We start from the raw sequence: 20,693 nt of genomic DNA on the forward strand, positions 1-20,693 counted from the left end.
CGACAACCTCTCCCTTTAAGTCCTCCGACTCAAAAGAAACTTTATGAATCTTATAGGTTGCAAAACTTAGTGGCCCCTTAACGGCGGCCCCAGAAAGCGAATATGTGACGGCTGGGATAGGGGTAGGCTCGGGTTCAGGTGAAGAGTCACTGCCTCCCCCCCCTCCTGAGCAACCTATTAAGACCGCAGTGAGACCTGCCAGTACAAGCTTTAAATTAAATACCGTTGTTCGCGATCCCATATCACAATCCTTTTCACTCACCAAGCCTGTATACTTAGTGCGATAGTACTTGAGCTGCATAAATCAGGGCCTTTTCGCCACTTTGCAATTCTTTACAAAAACGGGCGCGATCATATACGGCTATTAAATGAACTGCAAAACCCAACCTAGAATTCGATACCTTATTATCACTATATCTCCCGCTGTGTACGGAGGGTATTCCTCTGCGGTAGGGATGCGGGAAGAACTGTGAATACCAGCCCCAGCCCCAGCGGATTGAAGAGAAGATACAAAAAATGGCTAAGATCTTTGATCTCGATATCGCAGCTCCAATTACACCTCATTACAGCAACGTATTTACGCTGCAATCACTACCGAGCAGCTCACCTCTCACCTCTGGTAGGCAAGGATCACTGAGATATGCCCAAAGGCTTTCCTATTTAAAGCCGGTACACTGGAATGGCCAACAACTGTCTCCTAATAAACCCGAGGTTTGCGGGTTAAGGATTGCCAGTGCTTTCTTTCTCTCCCACACCAAACTCATCAGATTCAACAGAGACTACCACCGTGCTATACGGCTCTGATTATGTGTTATTGCACCATATATTTGGTGAGGTAAATGATGAGAAAGGCCTTAAGGTCTTGCATTAGTTTGTATGAGTCTTATCACCCAGACCATGCGTTAATAGGTGGAGCATCTCGGGGTCACTATTCGCATAAACGCTGAATTTAAGGAGGTATTGATTGATGGTAGTCGTATGACCAGGGTGCACCTGGGCAGGGGGGACTTTTGCTGGCGCTAAGGTAATCACCAATATCGTCCCTGCACTGCTTTATTCCTAGGTAATTCACAAACAACATCTAGAGCCAGAGTTCCACTGCCATATGCGTGGTTTTAGGGTGGGGCCCGGAATTATCATTGGTCCCACCATAGGTTACCTTGAGCAGGACTATATAAATAGGACCCAATACGACTGGTCAAAGCAATTCATTGAAGAGATATGGACCCCTTCAACCATCACTTCCCTCCTGATATGGCCAGCATGTCGCCAACGATTTGCTCCGGACTGTCGGAGCGCAAAAGCTGAGACGACTACAGTGAGTAGGCACCGCAAACCATTATCGGTATCGTCACTAACCTTGCACCCAATTTTCGCTACTCCATCATCGCTCAGCAAATTCATTCACCTCTGGATTTAGAATGCAAATTTGGTTTGATGGGGGGTGATATCTTCCATGATGCCTTAGGATTGGACCAATTGTGGAGTAACCGGCCCTTATAGGCTTTGCGCATTTCTGCACGCCTATTCTAGGGTTGTATCTCTGTGGTTCCGGTAAACACCTGGGAGGCGGCCGTTATTGGAGTGGTTGAGCATAATACTGCGATGGAAATTTTGACTAACAAGTAAACTTTACCTCCCCCTTGAACATAGAGATAAAACTCAAAAGAAAACTCACCCAACGAAACATGATAGAAGCTTTTAGCTCTTTAGAAGGCTAGTAGATAATCTTATTAACCTTCATATTTCTGGGAGGCATAAATTTATAGAGAAGTAACGGATTTCTCTAACCACAAACTTTCGACTAGGATGCTAGTTCTGAATCACTTAATCACTTCTTCGAGGGTAGATTTAACAAGAAAAAGAGACTCGAAATCTTTATCAAACCTTTACTGATAAATGGCATATCAGTCAGTTGAGGAGGATATTATGAATGTTATAATACTAGCAGCAACCTCACACTTCGAATTTATCTGAAAGCTAACTTTCTTGATATGCTTTCCTTTAGCCCAACAAACAATCAGCCTCTACTACTATAAGGGGAAACGAACAAATAATAAAATAGCACTATAATAAATTCATAGCATAAGGAGAGCTACTTCACTAATTAAACCCCCATAAATTTATATATTTCATGAATATATTTGCGCGCTAAAATTTCAAATTTTTAGCTTATCTAAAATACCATTCATTTTTTTAAAATACCTGAAAGGTATGCAATGAAAAAAAACACACGGGAAAAAATAGCACTTTCACCCAACATCAAACGATGGCAATCCCCCCTGGTGACCCCCAATTTTTCAGCAATGAGTATGTCTTCAGAGCTTTCTTCCATCCTGCTCACGGCTTTTTCTATTAATCTTGAATGGTCAGATAATATCGATTCCACAACTCAACAGTTTATCTCGAAAAAGGTCAGGGGCCGCCGCTTTGTCATACACTAAACGATGAGTTTTGTATTTATATACGTAGCATCAAGTAAAGAGCGTAATAACTTTATATTTGCTGATAAGGAAAATCTAATGGTGCCTCCCAACGGAATACCCTCATCACCGACCATAACTATCCACTTTAAGACCTTGCTTAGCTTGGTTTTCTCAACTTCAGAGCTCCTTTTTTACTGGCGTGAAGCCACTACCAGAACGATCTTTTCCCAGTTAAGAAAAGATCGTTGACTCTCTTACTCAAAAAATCCTCTTCAGGCGCACAACCAAGCTACTCACTACTCACAAAATTAAAGAGGCTCGATCCAGCCCCACTAATCGTTGCTATATCAGATTAGAATCGGCTAACTAATTAGCCCCGATACTGCCGCCATAGTCATAGCTACTCCCAAACGGATATTATAGCGCTGTGAATACTGAGGCCCTCATCAAACCAGTCTCATTTCAGTAATCCAGCATACAATCAGTATTAATCTAAATGCTCTCAGATCAGATTTTTGAGATTTCTCTATGTACTTCGTCAGCTTACCAATTCTGAACCATGTCGCCTCACATTTAGATGGGCTATATTTGATACCCTGACTATATTCAGGCTTGGATCTAATCGATAAGCATTGGCGAGCACCTACCAATTATCTACGAAATTGTTGAGACCTCACTTTGCCATGATTTCACCAAACTAAATGAATGAGACGCCTACAGGGTTTAAATAATTTATTAAACCCTAAACTAGCTCTTTTGAAGTACAAATTAAAAAGGAGAAATTAACTATGACCGATTTTATTAAAGCAGCCAAAATGGCAAGTCCAGCCTATGCCAATGAGCCAAAAGCAGCACGCTCACATGCTGTAGCTACAGCACTTGAGATAATCCGTGCAAGAGCGTCATCAGCAAGCACTGATGTTAATTTGGAGTCTGAATTCAAAAACCTATCGAAATTCGCAGACCAAATTCAATCGGCGATGGAGAGCGGTAGTAAGTAACTTACTCTTCTCTCTAATCGATAGCTCCAGTGTACTACCTGTACACTGGAGCAGGATTTCAATATTATCTCTGACTTAGACCATGTATTGCTTTAATGCTCAACACTCTCGACTCGGCATGCGAGCTATTACTGGTTAATAGTGAGAAAGGCGTTTGACGTCATGAGTACTATCACCCCGGCCATGCGTAAGGAAGCAGAGCGTCTTGAGGTCGCTATTCATGCAGGGGTTAAAGTAACAGAAGTACTGTTCAATGGTCGTCGTGCAACCGGAGTACGATTAAGTAGTGGGGAAACCATCAGAAGCAAAAGTAATCGCCATGTCGGTCCTAAACTACTCTATTCTCCGATGATTAACGAACAACATCTAGAGACGGTGCTCCGCCGCCGTGTACATGGTTTTAGAGTGGAGCCCGGCACCTTCCGTCGCACTGCTTGAACTATTAGACTTTACCTGTAATTCCGGCACACACGTACAACCGCACTACAAGTCTGGAATCGTCATTGGCCCTACCATGGATTACCTGGAGCAGGCCTATATAGATGCGGCTCAATACGGCTGGTCAAAGCAACCCATAGTAGAGATATTGATCCCCTCCACCATCGATCCTTCTCTGGCCCCCGAGGGTCAACATGTGGCCAGCCTATTCTGCCAACAAATTGCTCCAGAACTGCCGGAGGGTAAGAGCTGGGACAACTACCGTGAGCAGGCAGCTCAGACCATTATCAATACCGTCAACAACTATGCACCCAATTTCCGTGATTCCATCATCGCCCAACAAATCCACTCACCGCTGGATTTAGAGCGCAAGTTTGGCTTGATGGGTGGCGATATCTTCCATGGTGCCTTAGGCCTGGACCAACTGTGGAGCAACCGCCCTTTTATGGGCTTTGCGGATTACCGCACGCCGATTCAGGGCCTGTATCTCTGCGGTTCCGGTAGTCACCCGGGAGGTGGCGTTACTGGAGTGCCTGGGCATAATGCTGCGATGGAGATTTTAAGGGATAAATAAAAAATGACCCGCAGAAAGCAGGCCATTATCTGTTTGGATTCAGTAGTGGGGTATGAGTCGAACTCAACCCCCTTTCAGGCGCTACAATGAACTTGTTGATCGCTATTACAATTAACGCGAGCTCACTCTAAATAGCAAATGATACTGCTTGAAATGCCTTTTTATTTACTCTCTTAGACTTTCTTAGTAGCAATCCAGCGGTCAACAAGTTGCTCTAACACCATCAGCGGTACGGCACCATTAGTTAGCACTACATCATGGAATTCACGTATATCAAATTTATTCCCTAACTTTTGACGAGCACGTTCTCGCAACTCCAATATCTTCAACATACCAGTTTTATAAGCTACAGCCTGACCCGGCATCACAAAGTAGCGCTCAACCTCGGTGGTGACTTCAGTTCTCGGAAAACCGGTCGTTTTCACCATATATTCAATCGCCTCTTCTCGATTCCAGCGCTTGTGATGTATACCGGTATCTACCACTAAACGAACAGCACGAAGCATCTCATCTTGTAATCGCCCAAGATCATCATAGGGATCATCTTGAAAACCAATCTCCTTGGCTAGCTTCTCTGTATAAAGAGCCCAGCCGTCCGCATAAGCTGTATTTGATACGGCTTTAAGAAAAGTTGGCAATCCCTCTAAGTCTTTTGCAATTGCTTCTTGAAAATGATGCCCTGGAATTGCCTCATGATAAGCCAAGGTTCGCATGGTAAATTTCTTTGTTTCATGTACATCGCGCAGGTTTACATAAAACACCCCTCCGCGAGACCCATCAATTGCCGGGGGCATATAGTATGCTTTCGGTGCGCCTTGTTCTTTGAACTCTGCAATTCGCTTAACTTCAACGCCCGCAGTTGGTTTTATATTGAAATAATCGTCAATACCTGTGTTAATCTCATCGATAATCAATTGATAGTCTTTGATAATCTGCTCACGGCCCTTATCTGAATTTTCATAAAGAAACCGAGGATCATTATTTATAGCGGAGAAACGGGAGTTAATGCTTCCCGTATCAAGACCAACAGAAGCAAAGATCTGTTTCATTTCATCTTTTATACGCTCTACTTCCATCAAGCCCGTATTGTGCAGTTCATCGGGAGTCAGATTTGTAGTGGTATGAATACGTATTTGATATGCATAAAATTCATCACCTTCCGGGAGGGCCCAAACGCCATTATTCTCTGAAACCTTATACTGTAATTCTTGATAGTAAGCGATCAAGCTTGCGTACGCAGGATAGACATCTGTTTCAATTAATATTTTTCCTCTATCAAGGATACGTGTACGCTCTTGATCTGGTAAAGTTTCAAGAGTATCCAAGCGATTTTCCAGAGAGGTATAAAGTATGTTTTCATGCGTCGGAACGTTAATAAACCCTTGCATTTCTCTTAACACACGATCAATTACAAAGCGTGGAGGCAAGATCTTTTTCTGTTCCCGAATTTTCAACCCATCCAATACTTGAGAAAATTTTCTATCTACTTCACTTAAGCGGGAGAGATAATAATCCGCTTCTTTGACACTGTTAATTTGATGCAACTCAACAAGAAACTCCGGAAGAGTATTTTGCACACCAAACATTTGATTGAGAGGGTAATTATGATGCCTCCAGCGCTCCCCTTCTACTAGACTTTCCAGGTAGTACTCCAGAATATCATAGGAAATTGCCTGCCGGTCATTGAGACTAGATCTGTCATAGCTCCTTAAAGTAGATAGTTCATCCTTAACTATCTGTATCTCATGTTGCTTCATCTTTTCAGAAACATCATCAAGATGAGCATTATGGCCATCAATCCCAAATCGTTCCAGTATGCGAAAAATTGAGAGTGTTTCCGGGCTGGTACTTTGAATTTTTATAAAGGCTCGCTCAAAATATACATTGATAGACCATGGTTTAAAATAAATTGCATTGACGGCAAAGACCGAGATTGCAACCATCCCAAGCAATAATATCCCGCCAACCCACTTGGCTGTTGTTTTTATCATTATTAGATCCTCCTAATTTGTGCCACTATTTTCACTATGCCCTTAAACAAAGCACAACCATTAGCTCTAGATAATGCGTCAAACAAACCGAATAAAGCGATAAGATGCACATTGTAGATAGATCATGACAGAACAATGGCTTTCAGAGAGGCCTGAAGACCAAAGTAGCTCAAATATTACCAAGTAAGGATCTTCCACCATCCTTTCGATTCCAGCTGCGAAAACCACCATATCACCACGCTATTCTGCTAACAAATCACTCAAGAACTGCTGGAGGTCAAAAACTAGAGAACTATCGTGATTGGTCAGCGAAAACTATTACTGGTACCATCATTAACTACAATTCGAATATTCGTAATGCCATCATCGCCCAGAAAATTCACTCTCCCCGGATTTAGAACATAGGTTTTATTTGATCTATTGTGATATCTACCTTAATACTTTGGGGTTGTATCAAGCGTGGAGTAACCGGCTCTTTATTTACTTTGCAGATTGGCGCATCCTGTCCAAGACCTGTATCTTTGTGGCTCCGGTAATCTCGATAAGTGTAGCGATCTGTTTTGGGACTTAAGACACCAAGAATCAGGTGATACAGGGACCGAATAATTTTACCCTTGACAGATGATAGATAACGACTGCTCAATCTTGGTTCAGATTTTACCCCCTAAACCAAGCTCTAGATGCTAGAATAGATGCTTAAGGATGATACCATCTAACATTTTTTAATATGTATATTCCACTTAAAAAAATAACTCAACACCGCCACTCTAGACATACCTGAAACTGGCGTTAAAGCTCGACGAGGCTGAAAGATTGATAACCATGAAATATGAAACGATCGATGATTTTAATTCAGCACAGGTCGGTGAAGAGCTGCTGATATGCGATACTTTACGACAGCTAATTGATAAAGGCCTGACAAAAGCTGAAAGTAAGATCTGGCATGGCCACCCTGTATGGTTTTTAGAGGGCAATCCAATTGTAGGGTACAGTAAACTAAAAGACTGCATTCGCCTGATGTTCTGGAGCGGTATAGACTTTGACGAGCCTAAGCTCGAACCAGGGACAGGAAAATTTAAAGATGCTTCTATTCGTTATACAGACGCAGTGCAGATAAAAACATCTGATATAAAACGCTGGCTAAAAAAATCAAAGGTAATTCAGTGGGATTACAAGAATATTGTCAAACGAAAAGGGAAGTTGTTGCGTATAATATGAGCAAGGGTACGCATGTTGCTAAATTTAGTATAGCTCGGGATTAATGCTCGGCTTTATGAATTTATTGCCATCTTGAAATTACAACGTGTAAAAACACCGGAGCTCAACCCCAGTCTTTTGAGCTTAAACTGAATAATTGCCTACTAAAGAAAACCAAAATTATTTAGCAATTTTTATTTACTCTTGCAGCTTTTGAACAATGGAGATAACGCTCGGATAGTATCCACATAGAATCTCACCTTTACTTTTACGAATGATTTATAAAACAAGTTCTCAATGACGTAATGGGGATGATTATCCTGAGGTAAGTAAAAATTTATTAACGCTTTAAACTTTTCATTAGTCTTACCCTCCACCCCTTTATTTAAAAGCGAAACGGTAAAAATTAATTGCAATATTAAATCAGCTGTAACATTTCAATCACGATCATCGTTGATGATCAAGTCATCGTTTCGTCAGTGAAATCAAAGGCGTTCCATTATTTGAATCGTAGTAAAGCCTCACATCTGGTATAGGCCAGCTTTACTCCAACTTTCTTGGTATCTGTTTTTCTTGATAATGATTACACTTAATTTGTTCCTCGCCCAAAATGGGCATCGCAGGAATATAATCTTTTCAGAGAACTCAATAAATCAGTCAATCTTTCAATTCTCTAAAGCTCTTTGAATTGCTGGGCCAATTTGGCGTTTTCGCGAGATCACCCCTTTAGCAACAACCATATCATCCTCTACCTGGTCCCCAAAAGCGGAGATAATAAGATCTTTGTCTGAGGTGTCACTCCAAAGTAGATAAGATTTATTTTCATGAGTGTCGACAATTGCGAAGATCAAGTGATCGATACCTTTCACTTTTTTTATCTCGCCCATGGCAGACTTCAGTTCATACCTTCTGTTGATTAACTGCTGAGCTGTCAGCGTTTCAGCAACACCAATGCCAACTTTTTTTCCTCCGAACTCAAAATCTTTAAAATCAAGTAAAACAATATCCTTGGCGGAAAACCCACCCAGATCTGATTTCTCTAGCAACATCCGCTCTGCAAACTTATCTACATCATCTATACCAGCTCTCTTTGCCAATTTTTTTACATAGACTTTGTCGTACTCGGTTGTGGTAGGTGATGTCAGGTTAACCGTATCCGAAAGAATTGCAGCCAACCCCATACACGCCAGATGAACTGGTAATTCAATAGCAAACTTCTGAGCATGATCAGTTAAAATTGTCGCGCTCGATCCCCATGGCCTAGTCTCTATACTGATTACATTTGGAATATTAATTGGCGATCCACCAATCGCATGATGGTCGATTATCGCTACGATTAAGTCTGGATCAATGCCAGTTGGCAATTGAGTGCCTTGGTTGAAATCCACCAATCCAACAGTCTTTCCTGAGAAATTCTCAATTATTTCGGGCTCCTCAGCACCACATTGTTCAATGGCGAAGCGAGTCTCCGGATTGATTTTACTGGGAATTGCTGGCTTACCACCATAAATGAAGGCTGAGAGCAAGCTCCCACTAACGGAATCAGTATCGGGTATTTTATGCCCGGTCCAAACCAAGTTCTGGGTGCCTTTTAACTCCTTCCTCAGATAGTCAGCAGCAACATCTGTAGTAGGCGTATCTTGCCCCAGGTCTGAGGAACTGATTTCCTGCGCACCTAATGAAGCGCCAACAACCCAACTGAGTGAAAAAAACAAGGCTCTCGAAAGCAGACCGGGGAAGTCTATTGGGCGGTGATCACTTAGTATTGACGAGCATGAGATTATAAACCTCACCGGCATCCTCCACAGTCATTTGCTAACAGATTAATAGAAACCTTAAAATAGCTGATGGCATGACTAACGTCCGTCCATCACATTCATTCACTCATTGCATATTAAGTGGATCGATAAACTAGCAAGCCTCTCTGTGTAAAGAGGTAAGCAGTTCGGACTATAGACAAGGTATAGGTACTTAGCGGACAAGCCATCCTCACCCTAACTTTACTGGCACTATTTGTCGCATGCGGCTACAAACAAACGTATTTCCCAGAAGGTCTAGTTACTTCACCCACTTTATTTATTGGCACCAAATAACCTAAGGACACTGATCAACACTCACCAAATATAAAGCCTAAACCGCCAACCCTACTGACGAAATTTAATAAAATATCTGCTAGTCATCCATATCAATATGAGAATAACCAAGGACTCGGCCCAGAATCATTCAGATATTTCTTGGTGTAACACCCTCTTATCAGTGCATTTACCCCTACGCCTAGTACCAGTTAATTGAAACGCCTATGAATAGGTTGGCATCAGATTTTACACTTAGTAACGTAGCCTATACCGTAATGAGTAATCATTACCATATCGTACTTTATATCGACAAAAAGGCTGACCTGACCAGATATCGAAGTGATTCTTCGCTATCTGGAGCTATTTAAGGCCTCAAACTTGGCACAACGATAACCCAGGGCAGCGTACTCGATCACTGTGAATCGTTAAAGCTACAAAGCGTTGCCCTTCTATGGCTGGAAAATTTAATCAATGTCAGCTGTTTTATACATCTCTTAAATGAATCCCAGCTAATCCTGAAGACAGCGTTACAGGCCACTTATTTAAATCCTGGGCTTTATTGGATAAAAGCGTTATCGCGGCCAGTATGGGCTATGTAGACCTAAACACGATCTGGGCCAATATCACAAATACGCCTAAACACCCTGATTACACTTTGATTCAACTATGCATTCGTGCAGCAAGCTCAATAAACATAGGGTACATGGTCTGATCCACTATCGGAGTTTCCTCTTTGCTAATTTAACCCTGCTCCAATCTATCAACACTACGATTTCTGACTTATTACCAAAAAGTGAAGTTTTCTAAAGCCTAAATACAAGTTCTTAACATCTCACCTACCTTTATATCCAAATCAGATATGAGTAGCCACCAGAACCGATGCTTGTCGCAAAACTGAGACTTTTCTCCAATTTTTGGGTGCCCTGAATAATTCAATCTGCAAGGCTTGGTGTTATAATTTTGGCGTTGTAATAATAACAAGGTGTAAAAAATGGCAAAGTACATTTACCTACCGGTAAACAGTGATGAAATGCTAGAGTTTGCTGAGAATATGGCAAGTGCATGGGATATTCCGAAGAATCAAATTCTTGCCAACAAGGTAACATCTGGTATTGGTAAGTCTATGTACCGCTGGATAGATAAGTGTCTCAGTAGCCTCAAATCTGGTGACACTCTTTATATTGTTGCTCATGGTACCGGCGGTGGCGATGGCAAGCAAATTGGTGCACAACGCAATAGTGGTAAGAATAAACAAGCAAAAGTTTTCGATAGAGGGGTAGAGTCGTGGCAGGGCGGAGTATGGAAAACCTATACTCCCACGCAGCTAGCGGGCACGCTGGTTAAAGAGGGTTTGCCTGGCAATTTTGTCGATCTGCATCTCTGCGCTTGCGGGTCAGGTTATGATGGTGAGAAGTTAAGGCCCTGGGCCCAGCGTTTACGTGAGGCGATGGCCACTACCCATAAAAGCCTAGAGGTTACCGGGTATCTCGGCTGGTTTGATGCTACCGGTAGCTCTGTAAAGATTAAGGTTAATACTCAGTATTATGATTTGAATGAGCGTGCAGTCACCTTTTCTTAATAGTTATCGATTAAAAGGTGAAGTGGGCATCAGCAAGGATGTTCAAAACTCTGCGTGAGCTAGTCATCTATAGGCAGATTATTTCTCTCGGCGATCTGGAGAACAGATCGCCAGCTGTAATAGTGCCGGATTCCGGCTTTGAATTGGGCACGCCTAGCATTAGGCAGTTTTAGTTGTATTAATTCAGGATAAATCTGACACACCTTATTTTAATTGAGAGCTGTAATGCGGACCACAATTAGAAATTTCATGAATCAAATTCTCCCTAAAAGAATCATACTTTGAAGAATATTGCTTATCACAAGAATAAACCTCCAGCCCCCATTTTCAATCAAGACTCGCAATTTAAAACACACTACTCACCCAAATTTTACTTTTGAAATTAAGTTCATCACTATTACGTGCCTCTAGAACGGCCTACAATATTTGATAAGATTCAGCTTCAATCAATTAATCAGCCGGCAAAGATATTAGTTCTACGTTATGCTTCCCCAGGACTGGCCCTATGGAGCCCATCCAAATCCATTGTGGTCAGACGGCTTACAGGGGCAAACGAACCAAACATTCCCACTCAAGGCAAACCAAGAGCTATTACTTCTACGTATCAATTCACAATACAGCAGTGCTCTAGATTTAAACCGACAAGCAGAGACCTACCTCCTTGTGAGTTCAAGTAGTGCCGGGCTATACGCTCCTTTAGTTTACAGTGCCCCAGCATATCAATACCAAGTTACCCGCTTTGTGAAGTGCACCTTGGAATGGAAGTGATGCCAATGCTCCGGAACAGGTTGCCAATTTACTTAATTAAATCCACAGCCTCCCCGAAATTGATGCCCACTTGGATATATCCTTTAAAGCTGATCATTATTGGAGCTCGATTAATGAACAAGCAAATTTCTACCCCACACTAGTACAGCTTTACCAAACAATTTCTTCCCATATTGCTGCCGCGGAACAGCTAAGTAGTAGGTTCTTTCTTTGCCATAATGATTTTAAGCACTGGAAATCTCATCACTGAAAAGACCGGGCGGCTTTATGCCATTGATTGGGAATACGCGGCTAGGGGCGATCGCTTCTATGATCTCGCCGTAATCATTGAGGAACATCAGCTCAACAGAATTCAGCAACAATCCTTACTCGAGCTGTATCTTAGGTGTAATCCGGCCTGAGAACATTGGCGCAGAGTGTACAAATATCTAAACTTACTCTGGTATGCCGTATAATGGGGCTCTGAGATCCCAAAAACAAATTTTTTGCTTAAAAAATAGACAGCATCAGCGAAAACCTGCTCCGATCGGAACTCGCCTAACATTTATAGCCTCCCTCACCTTAAGGAGTTTAGTCACTTGATGAAGTAAATGTTGTAAAATCAACACTTCCGTTACTAATAATTAACCTCTAAAAACTAGGAAAATAACTTATGCGAAATATTGTTTTTACATTGATGTTGTTTGTTTTGACAATCGGTAACGCACAGGCGCAAGAGAAGCCTGAAGCATTCAAAACTATCGAGAACCTTCTAAATTACCTATCCGATGTAGACCATGAGCGTATGAGAAGCACCGTAACTGAATCTTTTCTCTTGCTCGAACATGGTGAAGTATGGACGATTGAAGATCTAATTAAGGTAGCAAAGCCATCAGATACTGTTAGAACCAATTACTTTAGCATTATTGACTTTGATGAGAGGCCAGACCTAGTCACAATCAACTATTGGAATAAGGCCAATTTTGCTAAAAAGAATGAGAGCCAGGATGTTTATTGGCTCGAAAGCGCTATTCTACAGAAAGTGAAAGGAAAGTGGCTCATCTCACAATTGCACTCTACAAGACTGCCATCTGGAAAAGTGCCAGAAAATGTGGTGTTTAAGCCATAAGGCTACCTTAACCACCAATAAGTAAGAGCCAAAAGGGATTTTGCTCTTATACTTCAGCGCTAATGACGCATTAATATATCCTAATTGACTCAATCAATAGCCCCCTTCTCTCAAGTCAAATTCCTACTGTAAGTCATTTCCTAAGTATCAAACTCTATTGTTTACCACTATTAAGTAACTCAACTATAAAACTGAAAGTATAACTCTCTGGAAAAATACACTCTGACTGAAGAGCCCAGATAATTGAAGGCTGCAATAAGCAGGGACTGGAAATCTCTTTCTCCTCTGCGTTTACCAATCACTGTGCCAGTGATACAGCTGGCGATGGCCATGGCGTGGAAGCTAACTCCTTCTGTCGAGATCATAAGTCTGCCTAGGTCAACGCGATACGGATTAAACACCACATTGAAAATTCTGGCCTGGCTATTATTCGCTTTGGTAAAAATATAATAAATGGAATGCAGCGTTCGATGCTGGATGCTGCGTAGCGCTTGGTAAATCCTATATCACTCTGCATGATCAATCCCTGTTACATGCGTAAAAAGAGGTTGATGGTGTCGCTCAAGCTTGGGCACAAACACCTGACCAGGTTGACTCACTACACGGGTATCAACTTCAGCTTTATGCCATTAGAGAATCCAATATACCCAGATCTCCCGTTGTGGCTGTGGGGGACTTGATACTCACGGGAACAAAGTCAGGGTAATAGTCACCGACGTTTGTTCAGATAGCTTGCGGTACCATTAGAGGAACTAGCTGTAGTTTAGATTGTGATTACGAACATTGGCGCGCTTGAATTGAGAGCTTTTCTCCTAGCCCCCGATATGGCTTTGCCACTGCTGCTGATTCATGGCGCTTTTCTCAGAAGTTGATGGAGGGGGCATCGTGCCAGTCTGCCAGAGCAAATTAAATACTGTGGCTCATGTACCGCTTACATAGTGACAACTCCTTGCAAATCAAGCTCACCAAATTTGATGAGGGAATATAGACTGCCTACAATGCGTTCAGGGTCACCTATCACTAGCTTAATCTTTCATTGTGGAAGTTTAATATCTCAAACAAGCGTACGCAGTAGTACGTTGGATCACTTTGGCTTTTTACTACTTGGTTCATCGGCTATTTTTCTCTGGTAATTTGGGACCCAATTTGGCCACTAGTTCACTCCGCTAAATAACAAGGGACGATTGCCGGTATAACTCCTCTAGTCTTTTCAATACGGGTACACCAGAGAGGCAAGATTATCCCTCCTGGCAGCCGCTTTAAACGCTTTCAAGCCTTCGCTTTCAGCTGCTTTTTGATCCGCACATAGATTTCTTCACGGTGGATGGGCAGTGACCTGGGTGCACTTATGCCTATCTTCACTTGATTAGCTTTAACCTCCAGCACTGTGACGGAGACATCTGCTCCAATCCTTAAGTTTTCACCTATCCGTCGCTTTAAGATCAACATACTTATTTCCTTCGATGGTCAAAGTTTGATCACTTCCGGGGTGGGGAAGCTTGGGCTTAACGTTTGGAGGAAATATGGGGTGGTGCGCGGGGGCGGTAGGCAGAGAAGAGGAAAAGGCGGGCGCTAGGCTTCCAGAGCTTGGGAACAGGCCCCAAGCCGCTGAATGTACTCCACTTTATTGAAGACGAGCGGGTTTCTAGCGTATTATCCATATAGCCATTTTGATAGTCATGTTATCAATTTGGTCAGCTGGCCCCGGTGTTGGTAGCACCTTGGGTCAGCGCCTTTTACTTACTCTTACGTCACGCTACCGTTCTCCTTTGAGGGGATGGGTCTTTTAGAAAACTCTCAGCTCTCTTGAAGCTTTCAAAACCCTTTAAACTTCTGAAGCCTTTTTAATCGGTTCACTCAATCTCGGCCAAGATACCAAAAGTATCTTTCGATTTTACGTAGCTTTGAGATTGAAACAAACTGAATAAATTCCAATAGGATTATTTTCGCGCCTATATTTTATTTATTTTCGATTAGGGGAATTTTAGTCAAAAACTACCAGTTTCAATTCTCCACATTACTGATCCTGTCTGATTGCTTCCAGGTTGAAGCCAGTTGCGGAGGCTATATTTGTGATTACCGCTCAAACAGTGAAGAGAACTGTCGGAGGGTTTGTGATTAGCTATCACTCCAATTCTTCTTGGCTCCAAACACATTCATCAATGAGAAAGATTACTAGCCTCAGGCTTGTGTATACGCCGCCAAGTATTCTACCTTGGCTTCTGAGTCGGATATCGAGCACATTTTATCGCCATCTGCGGGCTTGCAGGTGCGATCGTGTCACCAGAGATATTAATTGGAGCGGTAGTTCGCAAAAAACCCTGAAATTCTAGGTCAAGCAGATGGCACCAGAAAGTAAAGCAAGGATGGCAAGGACTCGGATGAATGTGTCATATCCTAGGAGGCTTGCCTGGGTATCCTGTATTTTCGCCAATATTCTAAATCTCAGCTCTTCAATTTTTTGGATTCCTGGATAGTTTCGATACATTTATCCCAGACTATTTTGGTTGACTGCTTGTACATCCAAAGAACGCCTACGCTCAACAACTTTTCGCATAAGCTGGCGATATCTACCGTTAAACTGACCGACAGAGGCTAAATGCCCTATAAGCTTATGAAACCCATAAATGACTTCTGGTGATTTATGCAGCTCCGGAGTCATTTTAATATCCTCTTTTAATTTATTAATTAATTCAGATATCACTTTTCTCTCCCGATTTCTGACCCGAAGCACCTCACCTTGCACAACAACTCCCGTCACAATTTTTGGTGTTTTAGGATTGTAAAGTCTCACTTTATGACATTCATACCCACCAAGCTCACCTATTTTTTTCACAACATAGTCACCAAAATATTTGGACACCTTGTTTCCTGAAAAAACTAAGTCATCAACATAGAGAGTAAAATTAATACCGCGACTTTTAGAATAAAAGTGTAAATGATCAAACACCCCCTTGTTTACCCAGAAAGCAATTGACTGGCTGATTGGACTGCCTGTAGGAAGAATCCCATTTACACAGCAAATTTTTGAGATGGTTTGGGCTGTGTCTTTTGAGCATCTAAAAACTTTATAAAAACACCTGAAGACCTGCTCTTCAGTTGTATTAGCGTAGAAACTCTTAATATCCAACTTTAAAAGCTTGGTTTTTGCAGCATGAACCCTTGCATTTGTAACATTGGACCTTTTCTTAACTCCAGAGTGAAGATATTCAGGAATTTCTATGCGAGACAGCAATTCATTTATTCTTCCATGAACACGCTTAAGTTGATATTTAGGAACCTGAAGATCTCTACTTGACTCAAGCTTAGTAAAATAATAATTATCACCCCCTTTCCTTTTGATCGCTCTTAGGGTTGATAATTTAAGACCTAAAATTGTTGCAAGTCGGCCATGAGACTTGACTTTATAGAGTGCACTTTGATTTAAAGGATGCTTTTTCTTATTTTTCATCAAACTTTTTTAAGTTAAAACCTAAATGAAGGTAAAAAAGAAAAACTGAAAGAGCTACAGACTGAAGCCCTTGAATAAGTTTACCTTTTTCCATAGGGACAACTAACAAAGCCTCCAAGTATTTTGGCTTAAGATCTAATTTATATGAATACCAGTCGATGAGCTGTTTAGAGATTGGTGATGAACCTGACTCAATAGAGCAGAGTAGCCCAATTGGTACTTTAGAGTTGTTACTCACTTCTAAGACACTTAAATTAAGGGCTTTTCTCAAACATATCAATGTACGAAGGTTCTTAGTCATACTCAGGAGAGGAGTTTTTTTGGTTGAATGTAGGCAGATGGTGCTCTTTGGCAGGCACCGAGATGCCTTACTTAGAGAGCCGGTAGAGCGAAACCCAGCGTGGATGCTAGAACAATGATAGCGGTTTTAACCAACCATATCAGGACTGCTCCCAATACTCTAATAAAAAGAGCTAACACTCTAGGATGCTGTATAAAACGTCCTAGACTACCGATACACCGCCCCCCAAGGGCCTTCAAGTGAGAAAAAACTGAGTTCATAAAAAAAATTATCTCCTATTAGATACGGTGCTTGCGAACCTGCTAACACCTCACAGAGTATCTAGGAGTTCTCACTAGAGAAATATTGGGAGGTTTTATCTGCCTACCAACCAGCACGAGCTCACAGCTCGTGCGATCCGGGCGCGCCCGAGCGAGACTAAGCGCGAGCGCCTCACCGGAACAGTTAGAGATAATCTCCACGGAACCTTAAGTTCCAATTTTTGACTTACGTCTTTCTGTGATAAACATTCCCTGGTAGTAATTTCTCACCACCCGAAAGCCAAATGCATATTAATGAAACATTATGCCAGTGTAAATCTATAAATTAGATCAAGATTCCAAGCGGAAAAGAAAATCCTTTGACAACTTCAAAATGCAGTTAAGAAGCTTTTGAGTTATTTAGTGATGCCTATGGCTTTCAGAGCAATCATTATCAAGACGCTTTTTCGCAGGAGTACCTAGATCTCTCAAGAAGCCACAGTGTAGAGTGTGAGTCGCTCTGCAGGACACATGTAGCACCCCTTAAAGCCAAAACTACTGGGTTGCTGGTCTTGGACTGCGGCTATTTGTAGCGAGCTGCGCTTAACATCTGCCGCCTTCAAGACCCAAAAATATTGCGGAATTATTCAGAGACTCCTAACAAAGAGTTTTTCTCAAGCCTACCCTTCACAAAGTTCCACCCACAAAAAAACCCGCTAAAAAGCGGGTTTCTTGGCCGTTGTTATACAACGATATATATGGTCGGAGCGGCCGGATTTGAACCGACGACCACCACACCCCCAGAAATACTGGTACAAAAATCTAACCCATTGATTTTAAAGGATTTTATAGATGAAATTCACGCCTGTAAAATTAGCGTCGAAAATTACGGCAAAACTGTATGTATAGCCAGCGATTCATTAACCCCCACGATGGTACCGAATTGACGCCTTAACCACCCCCTCCACAATCAGCTCCTGCCCCTCCCAGATAGGGATTGGCTTATATTTCTCATTAGCCGACAGCAGCCTCCCCCGCCCTCTATCCAAGATTTTGCAGGTCAGCTGTCCATCCAAGGCTACGACCACCACATCGCCATTTATCGGTGTCAGCGAGCGGTCAATGATGAGGATGTCCCGGTCGAAGATTCCCACCCCTTGCATAGAATCGCCATTGGCACGGGCCATGAACGTCGCTGGGCCATTGGTTATTAAATGTTCATCAAGGCTGAGGGCTTCTTCTTTGTGGTCATCTGCTGGTGAGGGGAAGCCACAGCTAACGCCGCTGCCGTAAAGAGAGGTAAGTTTCATGGTGCCAACCAATACTGTGTATACATACAGTATAGAGGGGCCTGGAGCGGTCAGACAAGGGGGGGCGCGTGACCTCAGCGCCACCTCTTGACCTTGCCTGACTACTTTAATAATTCTCGAAGCTGTTCTTGCTTCTCATTGAGAGCGTTTAGCTCATCAACCAGGGTGTTGGTTGCTGCATCCAGGTTGTTTATCTGCACCTTTAGCATATCCCTGATTTTCGGATCGGCAGTGTCTGCGGTCATCTCAATAGTGTTCAAGCAAGCACGTATCTCGGCTTCAACATCTATAAATGTCATGGTCCAACTCCTTCTTTCCGACGACACAGGCGCAATCTACCAAAATACTGTATATACATACAGCACCCAATTAAAGCAAACATTTCAAATTCATTATCTTGCAACCCGAATACTGCACCCAGTGAGTTACGCCCTGCAACCCAGCTATACAGGACAAAATTCTGCTAAAAAATAGAACAATATCGAGAATTGGTTGATATAAACGTCCGACCTAGTCATATATGTCTAGCAAATCTCAGTTTTTTAGCACTTTCTATATTGCAATAACGTATCGCCTGATTTGAGAGGTTTTTCACTAGAGGAATTCGCTCACAATATGTTACTTCCCTGAAACTTCTCACCAAATTGCAAGGCTAGATGGTTAAATATCTTTAATTATCACCACGAGCTACTGCAAGGACCCTTCGCGGATACGCTTATCGAAATCATCAGTCGGCGCCATGGGTGGGGGTATTAATCCTATTGATTACATGCATCCTGCAAGCCACACTTACTGATTGGCAGGCAATGCCGCCTATGACTAACCTTAGAAAATGGATGATTTATGAGTAGAACTAGCGTCTCAGCAATGCTTGTGCTTTTGGGCGTGGCGACTTCTGTGTTTTTGTATTTCTACAAATTCGGTCTTGGGCTTTGGGATGACCACTCAAAGTGGGGAGAGTTAGGCAGCTTTTTTGGTGGTGTTATTGGGCCTCTTCTTGCAGCTGCATCTGTAATCTACCTTGCTCAACAAGTAAGACTACAGAAAGAGAAGGAAGAGCTTCAATTTCGAGAGAAACAAATAAACAAATTTACCGACATTATTCATGCCGAGCTAGAAAAAGAGAAGGATGGCGGTAAGTCTTTGAAGGATCAAATTCTAAACACCTCCAATGAAAAGCCAATAAAAGGTCGCGAAATAATAATTACCACTTTAGCACGTAGACCTCGCCTACTTACTTCATGGATAAATATTTCAGCCGCATTAACGTTTATTAAATCCAAGGATGAAAATATTTATCTCCACTATTTAACTGTTATCTCACTAGAGCTTACTGATCCACTATGTAGCTCATTAGACTACGTCACCCGTATCACTGCACCATTCTCTGAGCGTATGGAACTGCATTTCCTCGATGGATCTAGCCGTACTTCTCCACTATCTCCATAAAGAGCTGCACATAGCTAACCTGGACTGGTTGATTGAATAACATCTACTCAGCTTTACATTTGTCAGCAATGCTAAGGTTTCAGTCTCCGCTTTTCAAAAACACGGATTACACCAAAGTACAACCTATCACCCCTCACTGAGTAAAAATTGATAATAACATGCCCTTACTTAGGTGTGACTAATCGAATTTAATCCGGTTTTTACAACATAAAGTTCCACTGTATATTTACAATCAAATTTCACTAGGACAGATAGCATTACAAGGATTTTGTTATGTCAATAGAGCACCTCTTCGACTATCACCCCTATCGTGGAGGAAACAATCCGAACCACACTGGCGCAAGCGCGCAGCTGCTCAAGTTTAAAAATGGCGACCCACAAGCTGTTCAGTTCTTTACAGATCATGTAGCAACAAAACTAAGAGCAACAATACCCTCAAGCACAGGTTTCAGTGTCGCAACAGTGCCATCCTCAACCGCAGGCAAGGCTCACAAGGGCTTTGGGCCATTGATTAGACTTCTAAAAGGAAGCTTTCCAGAAATCCGAAACAGCGGAAACCTGCTTCAGAGAATATCTAGCATCCCCTCTCTCCATAAGGGCGGAAATCGTGCTGCAAGTGTTCACCAGAGCTCCTTGGTGGCTGCCAATTCGATAGTGTCAGGTGAAATAGTGGTATTATTAGATGATGTGACTACCACCGGAAATTCACTGCAAGTTGCCGAAAGGCTACTCCAACAGGCTGGTGCAAACGTAGTTCTAACACTAGCGCTCTGCAAAACGGTTTAG

Annotated in this window: 18 protein-coding genes and 1 pseudogene; 11 read left to right on the plus strand and 8 right to left on the minus strand. The window is 42.3% G+C overall.

Going from position 1 to position 20,693, the window contains the following annotated elements; genetic code table 11:
• Positions 1-2,188: 2,188 nt before the first annotated feature.
• Positions 2,189-2,344, minus strand: coding sequence for a hypothetical protein (locus ACJJIB_RS14915; RefSeq protein ID WP_444886678.1), 156 nt, complete (start codon positions 2,342-2,344; stop codon positions 2,189-2,191).
• A gap of 870 nt (positions 2,345-3,214) precedes the next feature.
• Here ACJJIB_RS14915 and ACJJIB_RS14920 point away from each other — a divergent pair.
• The 3 genes from ACJJIB_RS14920 (at position 3,215) to ACJJIB_RS14930 (ending at position 4,439) form a co-directional block, all read left to right on the plus strand.
• On the plus strand, positions 3,215-3,427 hold the full coding sequence (locus ACJJIB_RS14920) for a hypothetical protein (RefSeq protein ID WP_444886679.1): 213 nt from the start codon (positions 3,215-3,217) through the stop codon (positions 3,425-3,427).
• Between the two features lie 162 nt (positions 3,428-3,589).
• Positions 3,590-3,865, plus strand: coding sequence for a hypothetical protein (locus ACJJIB_RS14925; protein WP_444886680.1), 276 nt, complete (start codon positions 3,590-3,592; stop codon positions 3,863-3,865).
• On the plus strand, positions 3,816-4,439 hold the full coding sequence (locus ACJJIB_RS14930) for a phytoene desaturase family protein (RefSeq protein ID WP_444886681.1): 624 nt from the start codon (positions 3,816-3,818) through the stop codon (positions 4,437-4,439). Before ACJJIB_RS14925 ends, ACJJIB_RS14930 begins: the two co-directional genes overlap by 50 nt.
• Before the next feature lie 173 nt (positions 4,440-4,612).
• Here the strand turns inward: ACJJIB_RS14930 and ACJJIB_RS14935 are convergent, their stop codons facing one another.
• Entirely contained in the window at positions 4,613-6,430 is a 1,818-nt protein-coding gene (locus ACJJIB_RS14935) for a DUF885 domain-containing protein (RefSeq protein WP_444886682.1), read from the minus strand.
• An 822-nt stretch (positions 6,431-7,252) separates the two neighbouring features.
• On the opposite strand from ACJJIB_RS14935, the gene ACJJIB_RS14940 reads away from it, so the two are divergent.
• Complete coding sequence (locus tag ACJJIB_RS14940) at positions 7,253-7,648, plus strand: DUF1801 domain-containing protein (protein ID WP_444886683.1); 396 nt, start codon at positions 7,253-7,255, stop codon at positions 7,646-7,648.
• Between the two features lie 644 nt (positions 7,649-8,292).
• Here the strand turns inward: ACJJIB_RS14940 and ACJJIB_RS14945 are convergent.
• The gene (locus tag ACJJIB_RS14945; protein WP_444884307.1) at positions 8,293-9,342 is read right to left on the minus strand and encodes a manganese-dependent inorganic pyrophosphatase; all 1,050 of its coding nucleotides are present in this window, start codon (positions 9,340-9,342) and stop codon (positions 8,293-8,295) included.
• A 1,351-nt stretch (positions 9,343-10,693) separates the two neighbouring features.
• Here ACJJIB_RS14945 and ACJJIB_RS14950 point away from each other — a divergent pair.
• The 5 genes and pseudogenes from ACJJIB_RS14950 to ACJJIB_RS14970 all read left to right on the plus strand — a co-directional run.
• The gene (locus ACJJIB_RS14950; RefSeq protein ID WP_252082349.1) at positions 10,694-11,281 is read left to right on the plus strand and encodes a hypothetical protein; all 588 of its coding nucleotides are present in this window, start codon (positions 10,694-10,696) and stop codon (positions 11,279-11,281) included.
• A gap of 986 nt (positions 11,282-12,267) precedes the next feature.
• On the plus strand, positions 12,268-12,450 hold the full coding sequence (locus ACJJIB_RS20950) for a phosphotransferase family protein (RefSeq protein ID WP_507021847.1): 183 nt from the start codon (positions 12,268-12,270) through the stop codon (positions 12,448-12,450).
• Positions 12,451-12,701: 251 nt separating this feature from the next.
• A complete protein-coding gene (locus ACJJIB_RS14960) occupies positions 12,702-13,157 on the plus strand; it encodes a nuclear transport factor 2 family protein (RefSeq protein WP_444886685.1) in 456 nt (151 codons plus the stop codon).
• Positions 13,158-13,429: 272 nt separating this feature from the next.
• Positions 13,430-13,534, plus strand: a complete 105-nt coding sequence (locus ACJJIB_RS14965) for a TIR domain-containing protein (RefSeq protein ID WP_444888936.1) — start codon at positions 13,430-13,432, stop codon at positions 13,532-13,534.
• A gap of 110 nt (positions 13,535-13,644) precedes the next feature.
• A pseudogene (locus tag ACJJIB_RS14970) lies at positions 13,645-13,698 on the plus strand (YtoQ family protein); the annotation flags it as partial.
• 728 nt (positions 13,699-14,426) lie between these two features.
• Here the strand turns inward: ACJJIB_RS14970 and csrA are convergent.
• The 5 genes from csrA to ACJJIB_RS14995 all read right to left on the minus strand — a co-directional run bounded on the left by csrA (position 14,427) and on the right by ACJJIB_RS14995 (position 18,757).
• The gene (gene csrA / locus ACJJIB_RS14975) at positions 14,427-14,606 is read right to left on the minus strand and encodes a carbon storage regulator CsrA (RefSeq protein WP_444886686.1); all 180 of its coding nucleotides are present in this window, start codon (positions 14,604-14,606) and stop codon (positions 14,427-14,429) included.
• Positions 14,607-15,645: 1,039 nt separating this feature from the next.
• Positions 15,646-16,608 (minus strand): reverse transcriptase family protein, encoded by a 963-nt coding sequence (locus tag ACJJIB_RS14980; protein WP_444886687.1) that lies wholly within the window; start codon positions 16,606-16,608, stop codon positions 15,646-15,648.
• Complete coding sequence (locus ACJJIB_RS14985; RefSeq protein WP_444886688.1) at positions 16,598-16,879, minus strand: hypothetical protein; 282 nt, start codon at positions 16,877-16,879, stop codon at positions 16,598-16,600. Before ACJJIB_RS14985 ends, ACJJIB_RS14980 begins: the two co-directional genes overlap by 11 nt.
• A 1,189-nt stretch (positions 16,880-18,068) precedes the next feature.
• Complete coding sequence (locus tag ACJJIB_RS14990; protein ID WP_444886689.1) at positions 18,069-18,458, minus strand: LexA family protein; 390 nt, start codon at positions 18,456-18,458, stop codon at positions 18,069-18,071.
• 101 nt (positions 18,459-18,559) lie between these two features.
• Complete coding sequence (locus ACJJIB_RS14995; protein WP_444886690.1) at positions 18,560-18,757, minus strand: hypothetical protein; 198 nt, start codon at positions 18,755-18,757, stop codon at positions 18,560-18,562.
• Between the two features lie 544 nt (positions 18,758-19,301).
• Between ACJJIB_RS14995 and ACJJIB_RS15000 the strand changes: the two genes are divergently transcribed.
• Together ACJJIB_RS15000 and ACJJIB_RS15005 are read left to right on the plus strand one after the other, a co-directional pair.
• Positions 19,302-19,907: a hypothetical protein gene (locus ACJJIB_RS15000; RefSeq protein ID WP_444886691.1), complete on the plus strand. Its 606-nt coding sequence runs from the start codon at positions 19,302-19,304 to the stop codon at positions 19,905-19,907.
• Positions 19,908-20,180: 273 nt separating this feature from the next.
• Positions 20,181-20,693, plus strand: coding sequence for a ComF family protein (locus ACJJIB_RS15005; RefSeq protein ID WP_444886692.1), 513 nt, complete (start codon positions 20,181-20,183; stop codon positions 20,691-20,693).

This window comes from Microbulbifer mixtoriginis (SeqCode) (assembly GCF_052467705.1).